Source organism: Moritella sp. (assembly GCF_033791185.1).
In the GTDB taxonomy this organism is placed as follows: domain Bacteria; phylum Pseudomonadota; class Gammaproteobacteria; order Enterobacterales; family Moritellaceae; genus Moritella.
Map to the genome: position 1 here is coordinate 1 of NZ_JASJHF010000115.1, position 11,183 is coordinate 11,183.

Sequence of the window (11,183 nt, forward strand, 5' to 3'; positions counted from 1 at the left end):
GAGCTGGCGACGATTGGTGTTGATACTTGGTTTAGTGCCTTACTCTATGGCGCACATCAAGTATTACTGGCCACTAACATCGCTTATATTCCGGCGACGATTGATCGCGTGCTTAATGATGAACTGGCCATTGCCAATACCTTCTTAACTGAGATGGGTTTTGAAGCAGGGCGTATTTGTTTGTTTGATTTAGATTCGGCAGCAGACTTTGTGGCGTTTACTCAACCGGTATTGCCTGTTGTTGAGAATAAGATCGCGGTAATGGATAGTGCGGTATTAGCAGAGCAACTGTCTGGCACTAAGCGTGAAAAATTATTTACTGCGCTAGATAAATTATCAGCCCAAAGTCCACTGCAACCGACACATTCGGCGATGCCTGAAAATGCACCTTATGGCAGTGTGGAATGTAAAACCGATGATTGTACCTTGTGTATGGGTTGCGTCGCAGTGTGCCCAACGGCTGCATTACATGCAGTTGGTGATCGCCCTGGTCTACAGTTTAGAGAACAAGATTGTGTGCAGTGTGGTCTTTGTGAAAAAGCCTGTCCTGAACAAGTGATTAGTCTTAAACCGGGTCTGAACTGGGACGTAGAAAGCCGTCGTAGTGCGGTAATGATCCACGAAGAAGAAGCGGCTTGCTGTTTAAGTTGTGGTAAAGCCTTTGCACCTGCATCGATGATTGCCATGTTAACCGAGAAACTCCAAGGTCACAGCCAATTTCAAGGTGATGCTATTCGCCGTTTATCTATGTGTGAAGACTGTCGTGTTCGCGATATTTTTTCAGATATGGCTGACGATCCACTCCGTCAGTTAAACGTGTAGGGCTACATTATGGGATCACAAAATATGTCACAGTCATTTACTGAAGATGCTGCATTGCGCATCGATATTTACAGCTTACTTGCACATTTATTACGTAAAGCACCGGATGCAGAGGTGATTGACTGGTTAGCTAATCTTGATGTTGATGCGCCGAATGCATTAATTCAAACCACGGGTATGTCAGCTGCTTGGCCACTACTGAAGTTGGCCGCACAAAAAACCTTATTAACCGCCGCAGAAGATGAATATCAAGACCTGTTTATTGGTATCGGCCACGGTGAAATTGTGCCGTTTGGCTCTTGGTTTCTCACCGGTTCATTAATGGAAATGCCGCTTGCACATTTGCGCCATGATTTGAAAAAACTGGGTTTTCAACGTGATGAATCAGTAAAAGAACCGGAAGATCATATCGCCGCCTTGCTAGAGGTCATGACCATGTTGGTGAGCGAAAGTAATCATAGCGATCAAGCTGAATTTTTTAATCGTCATATCGATACTTGGTTTGAACGTTTTTGCCAAGATTTGAAAACAGCTAAAAGCGCTGTGTTTTACAGCGCGGTAGCCGAATTAGCATGGCAATTTTTAAGTATTGAAAAAATACGTTTTATCGACGAAAAAAAATAATAACGATAAAGGAGCAAACACGATGAGTAAACAAAATAAGCCGGATGAAGACCGCCGCCAACTGTTAAAAAACATTGGTTTAGGTGTTGCAGCAGGTGCTATCGCAACGGGTGTGTCAACCACTGCGAATGCGTCTGTTGATAGCCAAGAAAAGAATGATAAACAACAAAAAACAACAGGTTACCATGAAACTCAACACATTCGTGATTATTACGATACTTTGTAAGCGGAGCTCTAAATGAAATTAACTAAACGTTCCGATACGGTCAGTAAGGACGAAAAACAACTCGGTATTTCCCGTCGTGCTTTTATGCGCAACTCTTCAATTGCTGCCGCTGGTGGTGCTGTTGGCGTGGGCATGTTCGCACCGGGCATGATGAAAAAGGCAGAAGCGAAATCCATTGATCCTGAATCGCCAGTGGAAATTAAACGTACAATTTGTTCTCACTGTTCTGTGGGCTGCGGTATTTATGCCGAAGTGCAAGAAGGTGTGTGGACAGGCCAAGAGCCTGCATTTGATCACCCTTTCAATGCGGGCGGTCATTGTGCAAAAGGCGCAGCATTGCGTGAGCATGGTCATGGTGCGAAACGTCTAAAATATCCAATGAAGCTGGTTAACGGCAAGTGGATAAAAATGAGCTGGGAAACAGCACTTGAAGAAGTCAGTCAGCAAGTGCTTAAGATCCGTGCAGAGTCAGGCCCTGATTCTGTGTACTGGTTAGGCTCAGCAAAACACAATAATGAACAGGCGTATTTGTTCCGTAAAATGGTATCGATGTGGGGCACAAATAATGTCGATCACCAAGCACGTATTTGTCACTCTACAACAGTAGCGGGTGTAGCAAATACCTGGGGTTATGGCGCGATGACTAACTCGCTAAATGACATGCATAACTGTAAATCTATCTTGTTCATTGGCTCAAACCCTGCAGAAGCGCATCCTGTTGCTATGCAGCATATCCTCATCGCCAAAGAAAAGAACAGCTGTAAGATTGTGGTAGCAGATCCACGTCGTACTCGTACAGCAGCAAAAGCTGATCATTACGTATCATTGCGTCCGGGTTCTGACGTTGCCTTCGTTTGGGGCGTGCTATATCACGTGTTTAAAAACGAATGGGAAGATAAAGAATTTATCCATCAACGTGTTTATGGCATGGAAGAAGTTCGTGCTGAAGTGGCTAAATGGACACCTGCAGAAGTTGAACGTGTATCTGGTGTGCCGGAAGCGGAAGTATATGAGACTGCAAAACTGTTATCTGAAAACCGTCCAGGTTGCGTAGTTTGGTGCATGGGTGGTACTCAGCATACCACGGGTAATAACAATACTCGTGCTTATTGTATTCTTGAACTTGCGTTAGGCAACATGGGTAAATCTGGCGGCGGTGCGAATATTTTCCGTGGTCACGATAACGTCCAGGGCGCAACGGATTTTGGTGTGTTATCAGATAACTTACCGGGTTATTACGGTTTGTCTGAAGGCGCATGGAAACATTGGGCTGGGGTATGGGATGTTGATTACGAATGGCTGAAAAACCGTTTTGATCAAAAAGACTACCGCGGCAAGCTGCCAATGAACCATGCTGGTATTCCTGTATCGCGTTGGATTGATGGCGTATTAGAAAACAAAGATAATATCGAACAGAACGATAATATCCGTGCCATGTTCTATTGGGGTCATGCGGTTAACTCACAAACTCGTGGTCCAGAAATGCGCACCGCGATGGGCAAACTGGACATGATGGTTATTGTTGACCCGTATCCAGGTGTTGCAGCGGTAATGAACGGTCGTACTGACAATGTTTATTTACTACCAGCGACAACGCAATTTGAAACCACAGGTTCAGTTACTGCAACTAACCGTTCAGTTCAATGGCGTGATAAGGTCATTGAGCCACTATTTGAATCAAAACCTGATCACGAAATCATGTACTTGTTGGCTAAAAAGCTTGGTTTAGCAGAGCAAGTCTTCAAGAACATTGAGGTTAAAAATAATCAACCTGTGATTGAAGATATTACTCGTGAATACAACAAGGGTATGTGGACAATCGGTTATACCGGACAAAGTCCTGAACGCTTGAAAGCACACCAAAAAAATTGGCATACATTCCATAAAACTACCTTAGCTGGTGAAGGTGGTGTTGCTAATGGTGAGACTTATGGTCTGCCTTGGCCATGTTGGGGTACGCCAGAGATGAAGCACCCTGGTACCCATATTCTTTATGACACATCTAAACCTGTAGCATTGGGTGGTGGTAACTTCCGTGCCCGTTTTGGTGTTGAACGTAATGGTGAGAGCTTACTGGCTGTAGACAGTTATTCAAAAGACTGTGAGTTAGAAGGTGGTTTCCCAGAGTTTAGTGCCAAACTGCTTAAGCAACTTGGCTGGTGGGATGAATTGACTGCCGACGAGAAATCAAAAGCAGAAGGTAAGAACTGGAAAACCGATGTGTCTGGTGGTATTCAACGTGTGGCTATTAAGCACGGTTGTATCCCATTTGGTAACGCTAAAGCTCGTGCTGTGGTATGGACGTTCCCAGATGCTGTGCCAATTCATCGTGAACCTCTGTATACGCCGCGCCGTGACTTAGTTGCTGATTATCCAACTTGGGATGACAGTGAAGCGATGTTCCGTTTACCAACGCTATACAAATCAATCCAAGACAAAGATGTATCGGGCGAGTACCCAATTATCTTAACTTCGGGTCGTTTGGTTGAATATGAAGGTGGTGGTGATGAAACCCGTTCAAATCCTTGGTTAGCAGAATTACAACAAGAAATGTTTGTTGAAGTTAACCCGAAAGATGCTAACGATTTAGGCTTTAGAGACGGTGAAATGGTGTGGGTTGAAGGCGCTGAAAAAGGCCGTATTCACGTTAAAGCTATGGTTACTCGCCGTGTTAAACCCGGTCTTGCCTTTTTACCATTCCACTTTGGTGGCTATTTCCAAGGTGAAGACTTACGTGGCAATTACCCTGAAGGTTCAGTTCCATATGTATCGGGTGAATCAGCAAACATTGCAACAACCTATGGTTATGATCCTGTGACACAAATGCAGGAAACAAAAGTAACCCTCTGTAAAATCTCTAAAGCGTAAGGAGTCATTCCGATGGCGAGTATGAAATTTCTGTGTGACTCGAAACGTTGTATTGAATGCAATGGTTGTGTTACCGCATGTAAGAACGAAAATGATGATGCCCTTGAATGGGGTATCCAACGCCGCCGCGTTGTTACTTTAAACGACGGTGAACCAGGTGAAAGCTCAATCTCTGTAGCATGTATGCATTGTACTGATGCGCCGTGTATGGCGGTTTGTCCTGCTGATTGTTTTGAACGCACTGAAGATGGCGTTGTACTGCACGATAAAGATCTATGTATCGGTTGTGGTTATTGTTTGTTTGCCTGTCCATTTGGCGCGCCGCAATTTCCAAAGCAAGATGCCTTTGGTGAACGTGGCAAGATGGATAAATGTACCTTCTGTGCTGGTGGACCAAATGTTGAAGACGGTTCTAAAGAAGAGAAAGAGAAATACGGTGCTAACCGTATTGCTGAAGGTAAGTTACCTATGTGTGCATCGCTTTGTTCTACTAAGGCCTTGCTTGCTGGTGATGCATCTAAGATCTCTGATGTTTATGCTGAGCGTGTTGTTGCCCGTGGTGCTAAAAATGCTGGTTGGGCAAGTACTGCTGACCTCTCTTATGACGCGAGCAAACCGCAAGAAAGCTAATCCGGGCGCGCTGGTTAATGTAAATTAACTGGCTGTATGACTTGGGTATGAATTTACTATTACTAGGCGGTTTATACCCATCGATTAGCTGTACTATCGATTAGTTTTAATATCGATTAGTTTTAATATATATAGAGGCAGTTTGCTTTATGATAAACCGCTGTCTATTTAGCGCTGTTGTGTAGGCACAGTGAGGAGATTTAATGACTAAGCGAATTCAACATTGGTTCACTTTGTTAGTGAGTGTATTAATGCTGAGCTTTACCTTGTCAGCATTTGCGAGTGAAACTGCAGATGACAAGCCGCGTAGTGAACGTTTAGGCGAATCGTCAGTACAAGGTGAGCTTGCTGGTTTTGCAGGCGCTGATTATTGGCGTGCTGTGCGAGATGGTCAAGAGGGTTACACCACATCAAAATCACCTGAGCACGGTGTATTGGTTAGTGTTCCGGGCCAAGCTTGGTTTATGCTGAAAGAGAAGTGGATGTCACCGTTAGGTGCATTGGCAATCTTTGGTAGTATTGGCTTAGTGGTACTGGCTTACTTTACCATTGGTCCATTAAAATTAAGCAAAGCCAAAACAGGACGTAAGATTAAACGCTGGAGTCTGGTTGACCGTACACTGCATTGGAGTATGGCATTTACCTTCTTGAGTCTTGCAGCGACAGGACTCACATTGGTGTACGGTAAACACTTTATTAAGCCTATTATTCCGCGTGATATCTGGGCAATGATTATTTATGGCGCAAAGCAGTATCACAACTATGTGGGTCCCTTGTTTGCCATCTTACTGTTTACGGTGATGATCAAATGGTGGCGTAAGAGTTTGTTTACCAAGGTCGATATCAACTGGTTCATGAAAATGGGTGGTATGGTCGGTAAGCACAAAGGCACGCATCCATCGGCAGATTTCTCTAACGGTGGTGAAAAAGCACTGTTTTGGTTACTCATATTCTGTGGTGTGTTTATCACCTTTAGTGGTTTTGTTCTGGATTTTCCGCTGTTTGATCAAACCCGTCGTGATATGGAGTTATCCAACCTTGTGCACATGCTGGCATCACTAGTATTGATTTGTGGTTTTGTATTCCATATTTACGTGGGGTTAGTGGGTATCGAAGCATCACTAGAAGGTATGGTTACCGGTGAAGTGGATGAAACATGGGCCAAAGAGCACCATGATATCTGGTATGAAAAAGTAAAAGACTTGCCAGAGAATCAGCCTACAAGTGAAACACCATCTAAACCAGATGATAAATAGCGAGTTGCAAGTAACTCGGTAGTACTAGCTTGATAATTGCAGTCTGCTTACGCATGTAAGCAGACTGGGTTATTTAATCGAGAAAGATATCGAGATAGTTCTTAATAGCTGAAGATAGAAGATAGAAGATAGAAGATAGAAGATAGAAGATAGAAGATAAAAGGGCGAAGCGAATAGGGTAATGTGAGTACCCCAGACGCTTCTTGTTATTACAGTTCTCGTTTTTATTAAACGCGACCTTGTAATGGGATCACGCGAACCAAATCACCAATTTCTGCATTTGCCTGTTCAGGTAATACTTCAACCAAGCAATTCGCTTCACTCATCGAACGTAAGATACCTGAGCCTTGCTGTCCGGTACTTTTTACCGTTAAACGACCATTAGCATCAAAGCTAAAAATACCGCGGGTATACTCAGTGCGGTTAGGGCGAGAGCGGAATCTTTCTGTCGCCACAGCATTGAGTACTTGTGGTTGCCAATTATTCATGCCTTGCAGCTTGCGGATCGCAGGTTCTACAAATTGTAAAAATACCACCATCACAGCAACGGGATTGCCCGGTAAACCGAAAAATGGCGTTGCATCGATGTGGCCAAATGCAAGCGGGCGTCCAGGGCGCATATTGATACGCCAAAAGTTAATTTGTCCGAGCTTAGCTAATACCGTCTTAATGTAATCAGCATCGCCAACCGACACGCCACCAGAAGATAAGATCAAATCAGCTTGCGTGCTGCCTTGCTCTAAGGTCGCTGTTAATGCCGCCTCGCTATCTTCGATAATACCTAAGTCAATTACTTCACAACCCGCTTGGGTTAACATCGCGTGTAAGGTGTAGCGGTTTGAGTCGTAGATACAGTTATTCTTTTGCGCTTCACCCGGATGCTGTACTTCATCACCAGTGGAGAAAATCGCCACGCGTACTGGTCTTTGCACCGATACTTGATTGATACCGAGTGAGGCTATCATGCCTAATTCAGGTGCGGTGATCTTGCTGCCCGCCGCGACAGCTGTTTGGCCTAATGCCAGATCTTCACCAGCTTGACGAACATTTTGGCCTGGATGAATCGCTGACATCGCGAGATTAAAGCGTACCGTACTCTCAGCTTTATTATTTAACGTTGTATCTGTTTGCTGTGCTTGCTCGCGCATGACTACTGTATCAGCACATTCTGGCACGGCTGCGCCTGTCATGATGCGCACGGCTTGGCCTTTTTCGAGGGGCAAGTCGTAACTGTGGCCAGCCATGATATGAGCAACTACTGAATAGTCTTCACGATCTAAATCGTCACCACGAATGGCATAACCATCCATTGCTGAGTTGGTATGTTGCGGTACATTGACCGGTGAAAGTATGTCATGTGCGACAATTTGACCCAGAGCTGCTTTTAAATCAACGGTCTGCGCTTGCTCAATTGGTACAATATGACTAAGGATACGCTCACGACCTTCGGCAACAGACAGCATGCCTTGTGGGGTTAGATCGCCACACTGCAAACCTTGTGGTGCTAATGTTGAGCTGGTATCAACTTCCCCTTGAATGAAGCGCACTACAAAATCAGTGAGCTGTTCAAGGTTGTTAATATCGAGCTGCGGTAATAATTGCTTTACAGATCCCCGCTCTGAATCAATCGTTGCTTCAGGCATTGCTACATTCGCTGCCACGGCAATAATATTATCGTCTGTTGGATGCAACCAAGGTTTACCGACTTCAGTGCGGTGCAATTCAATTTTAGGGAAACTGAGCTTTTTAAAGCCTTCAACCAAAATAAGATCGAGCTGGGTTTGATCTAACTGGGTGAGCAAATGCGGTAATGTTGCTTCTTCATCAGGTGTTTCGGTGACTAGTGCACGGCGACAACGTGATGAAATCAGCATTTGACTCGCACCGGCTTTACGTAAGCGGTGGCTGTCTTTGCCTGGCTGGTCAATATCAAAATCATGGTGCGCATGTTTAATCACAGCAACACGAATACCACGTGCGACTAACTTGGGTAACATAGCTTCGAGTAGTGTGGTTTTGCCTGTACCACTAAATGCAGCAAAGCCGAGTAAAGGGAGTGACGCGTAGATTTTACTCATTGTTGTTGTCCAAATTGGGATAATTCTACTGGGGTATTTAAATTAACGAAGGCATTTGGCTGATCGCTAAAGTCCACCGTGAGCATATTACACTGACGATATAGCAGGATGATTTTACGATCACCGTTATCTAAAAATGCTTCTAATTTAGGTAAAATACGGCGATGTAATAACGTTACTACAGGTTGAATATGTTCACCATCATGGGCAACTAGGATGTCTGTATCGGCTTGACAAGCAGCGGTCATACGTGCGACTAAATCATGGGGTAATTGTGGGCAGTCACAAGGTACGAAGCCAATCCACTCTGCATCCGGTAAATGTAAAATAGCTGCATGCATACCACCGAGTGGACCTGGGTAACCTTGTAATTTATCGCCAAACACCGCGCCATATTGGCTGTAATTGTCTTGGTTTCGATTGGCGTTAATAGCAATGTCAGCTGTCTGCGGTGCTAAGGTATCGATAACATGTTCAATCATGGCTTTACCCGCTAATTGTACTAAACCTTTATCATTGCCACCCATGCGGCTTGCTTGTCCGCCTGCTAAAATTACCCAACTTGTTTGTTCAGCCGAGAGCATAGTTATCCTTATCTTTTTTAATGAGCTGTAAATCTGCTCGTTCGATTAGTTTGCTATTGCTAATGCACCATTGACGGCGGCAAAGTGCGGTAAGTGCGTTTTGCTGGTGGCTGGTGATGACTAAAGTTGAGCCGCGCTCGAGTAAATCTTTGGCTAACACCACTTGGCGCTCAATGGACTCTTTATCCATACTGGCGCTTGATTCATCCATCAATAGCACGCTGGGTTTTAGTACCCAAGCTCTTGCCATCGCCACGCGTTGGCGTTCACCACCAGACAATACCGAAATATGCTCATTAGCTAAAGTCTCTAACCCTACCATACGTAGCGCCGTGATCGCTTCACTTCGTTGCTCTTGACGGCCTTTTAGGGCGAATTTTAAACCATAACAGACATTATCAAGTACGCTACCATCAAACATATAAGGTGTTTGATGCATATAGATAACGCCATTTTTGCCGTTACTTTTAAATAAACGCGTAAACCAGTTCTGGCATTGCAGGTTAACTGTACCTGTAGTTGGACTTTGTAAGCCTGATAATATTTTTAGTAGCGTGGTTTTACCCACACCATTGTCACCCGTGAGGTAAATCGCTTCTTGCGGGCCAAACTTAAGATTAGGTATGTGAAACAGCAGCCGATCCTTAAAACGAATCGAAATATCTTCTGCTTGAATGCTAATTTGTTGCATGACCTATTCCTCAGTCTAATTGGTGCGCAAGTGGGCTTTGCCACGGGCGATAGATAATAAGAAATTAAGACCCAGAGCAAGAATAAGTAAGACCATGCCGAGGGCAACACCTTGTGCAAATGCACCTTTTGAACTTTCTAATGCGATGGCTGTGGGAATATTCCGGGTCGAGTTTAAAATATTACCACCGACCATCATCGAACAACCAACTTCAGTAATAATACGACTAAATGCAGCGATAATGGCTGCGAGTAGCGGGAATCGACATTCCCACATTAAACTTAATAATGCGCGGGGTAAACTTGCCCCTAAGGTCAGTGCTGTTTCCCAAGCGCGGCGATCACTGTTTTGAAACGCGGCGTGCATCATCGATACTAGAATAGGGAAACAAACCATCATTTGTCCGAAGACCATGGCTTTTTGGGTAAATAGCATTTGCCAGTTACCCAGCGGGCCTGCTCGAGACAGCATCATATAAAGTAATAAACCAATCACCACTGTCGGGATAGATTGGCAGGTATTAAATAAGGATAATAGCAGCCACCGCCCAGGGAATTTTCCGTAGGCGAGGGCAAAGGCGATCACTAACGCAGGCACTATAACAAGCGCAATCGCCAGCAAAGACACAGAGAATGATACTCCGACAATTCCCCACAGCGCCATATCGCCACTGAAGAGAAGTTGTACTGCTTGTTGAGTCGTTTGCCAAATATCCATTAACTATCTAGGTTTCTTATCGGTAAATTGAAATTAAGACTTGGCGTTAGCAACAAACAGCTGCTCACCATTACGCTGATAGCTGTTAATCATAGCTTGTGCTTTTGGATTGACTAACCAATCACTGAAGATCTTAGCGCCTTGATAATTGATATCAGGATAACGACTTGGATTAACTAAGATAACTTGGTACGGATTAAATAAACGCTTATCACCTTGTACCACAATCTTAAGGTCGAGTTTATTTTGGTAAGCTAACCAAGTACCTCGGTCAGTCAGAGTGTATGCTTGTAATTCTGATGCCATATTCAGTGTTGGTCCCATGCCTTGGCCTACTGCTTTGTAGCCAGTAAAGTTTGGTTCCATTTTCGTTTGTTCCCACAGACCCAATTCTTTTTTGTTGGTACCTGAATCATCACCACGTGAGATGAACGTCGCGTTGTAAGATGCAATGCCCGCGAGTGCATTCACAACATCTTTGTCTGCATTAATTTTAGCCGGATCTGATTTTGGTCCCACTAATACAAAGTCGTTATACATTAGTTTGCGTGGTAGTACGCCGTAACCAGCCTCTACAAATTTAGCTTCTGATTTTGCAGCGTGCGTCATCACTAAATCAACATCACCATTTTGACCCATGCGTAATGATTTACCTGTGCCTGCAGCAAGCACGTCAACGGTATAACC

11 protein-coding genes are annotated in these 11,183 nt (G+C 44.4%); 6 read left to right on the top strand and 5 right to left on the bottom strand.

Going from position 1 to position 11,183, the window contains the following annotated elements; genetic code table 11:
- The 6 genes from QNK26_RS07145 to QNK26_RS07170 form a co-directional block, all read left to right on the top strand.
- Nucleotides 1–822, top strand: an 822-nt coding sequence (locus QNK26_RS07145; RefSeq protein ID WP_319221842.1) for a 4Fe-4S binding protein, incomplete at its 5' end; no start/stop codon positions are given.
- Between the two features lie 9 nt (nucleotides 823–831).
- Nucleotides 832–1,446, top strand: a complete 615-nt coding sequence (locus tag QNK26_RS07150; protein WP_319221844.1) for a molecular chaperone — start codon at nucleotides 832–834, stop codon at nucleotides 1,444–1,446.
- A gap of 22 nt (nucleotides 1,447–1,468) precedes the next feature.
- A complete protein-coding gene (locus QNK26_RS07155; protein WP_319221846.1) occupies nucleotides 1,469–1,672 on the top strand; it encodes a twin-arginine translocation signal domain-containing protein in 204 nt (67 codons plus the stop codon).
- Nucleotides 1,673–1,684: 12 nt separating this feature from the next.
- A complete protein-coding gene (locus QNK26_RS07160) occupies nucleotides 1,685–4,540 on the top strand; it encodes a formate dehydrogenase subunit alpha (protein ID WP_319221847.1) in 2,856 nt (951 codons plus the stop codon).
- A gap of 12 nt (nucleotides 4,541–4,552) precedes the next feature.
- A complete protein-coding gene (fdh3B, locus tag QNK26_RS07165; RefSeq protein WP_319221848.1) occupies nucleotides 4,553–5,170 on the top strand; it encodes a formate dehydrogenase FDH3 subunit beta in 618 nt (205 codons plus the stop codon).
- 203 nt (nucleotides 5,171–5,373) lie between these two features.
- Nucleotides 5,374–6,426 carry a formate dehydrogenase subunit gamma gene (locus QNK26_RS07170; protein WP_319221850.1) on the top strand — a complete coding sequence of 351 codons (1,053 nt, stop codon included), beginning with the start codon at nucleotides 5,374–5,376 and terminating at the stop codon, nucleotides 6,424–6,426.
- A gap of 227 nt (nucleotides 6,427–6,653) precedes the next feature.
- Here the strand turns inward: QNK26_RS07170 and QNK26_RS07175 are convergent, their stop codons facing one another.
- The 5 genes from QNK26_RS07175 to QNK26_RS07195 all read right to left on the bottom strand — a co-directional run.
- Nucleotides 6,654–8,504, bottom strand: a complete 1,851-nt coding sequence (locus QNK26_RS07175) for a bifunctional molybdopterin-guanine dinucleotide biosynthesis adaptor protein MobB/molybdopterin molybdotransferase MoeA (protein WP_319221852.1) — start codon at nucleotides 8,502–8,504, stop codon at nucleotides 6,654–6,656.
- Nucleotides 8,501–9,088, bottom strand: coding sequence for a molybdenum cofactor guanylyltransferase MobA (gene mobA, locus QNK26_RS07180; RefSeq protein WP_319221853.1), 588 nt, complete (start codon nucleotides 9,086–9,088; stop codon nucleotides 8,501–8,503). The genes QNK26_RS07175 and mobA overlap by 4 nt, the downstream gene beginning before the upstream one ends.
- Nucleotides 9,075–9,779: an energy-coupling factor ABC transporter ATP-binding protein gene (locus tag QNK26_RS07185; protein WP_319221855.1), complete on the bottom strand. Its 705-nt coding sequence runs from the start codon at nucleotides 9,777–9,779 to the stop codon at nucleotides 9,075–9,077. Before QNK26_RS07185 ends, mobA begins: the two co-directional genes overlap by 14 nt.
- Nucleotides 9,780–9,794: 15 nt before the next feature.
- Nucleotides 9,795–10,496 (bottom strand): ABC transporter permease, encoded by a 702-nt coding sequence (locus tag QNK26_RS07190; RefSeq protein ID WP_319221856.1) that lies wholly within the window; start codon nucleotides 10,494–10,496, stop codon nucleotides 9,795–9,797.
- A gap of 33 nt (nucleotides 10,497–10,529) precedes the next feature.
- Nucleotides 10,530–11,183, bottom strand: a 654-nt coding sequence (locus QNK26_RS07195) for a substrate-binding domain-containing protein (RefSeq protein WP_319221857.1), incomplete at its 5' end; no start/stop codon positions are given.

What these genes read in the sequence shown, in the direction of transcription:
- QNK26_RS07150 (WP_319221844.1), top strand. Translation starts at nt 832, where the DNA reads ATGGGATCACAAAATATGTCACAGTCATTTACTGAAGATGCTGCATTG.
- QNK26_RS07155 (WP_319221846.1), top strand. Translation starts at nt 1,469, where the DNA reads ATGAGTAAACAAAATAAGCCGGATGAAGACCGCCGCCAACTGTTAAAA.
- QNK26_RS07160 (WP_319221847.1), top strand. Translation starts at nt 1,685, where the DNA reads ATGAAATTAACTAAACGTTCCGATACGGTCAGTAAGGACGAAAAACAA.
- fdh3B (WP_319221848.1), top strand. Translation starts at nt 4,553, where the DNA reads ATGGCGAGTATGAAATTTCTGTGTGACTCGAAACGTTGTATTGAATGC.
- QNK26_RS07170 (WP_319221850.1), top strand. Translation starts at nt 5,374, where the DNA reads ATGACTAAGCGAATTCAACATTGGTTCACTTTGTTAGTGAGTGTATTA.
- QNK26_RS07175 (WP_319221852.1), bottom strand. Translation starts at nt 8,504, where the DNA reads ATGAGTAAAATCTACGCGTCACTCCCTTTACTCGGCTTTGCTGCATTT.
- mobA (WP_319221853.1), bottom strand. Translation starts at nt 9,088, where the DNA reads ATGCTCTCGGCTGAACAAACAAGTTGGGTAATTTTAGCAGGCGGACAA.
- QNK26_RS07185 (WP_319221855.1), bottom strand. Translation starts at nt 9,779, where the DNA reads ATGCAACAAATTAGCATTCAAGCAGAAGATATTTCGATTCGTTTTAAG.
- QNK26_RS07190 (WP_319221856.1), bottom strand. Translation starts at nt 10,496, where the DNA reads ATGGATATTTGGCAAACGACTCAACAAGCAGTACAACTTCTCTTCAGT.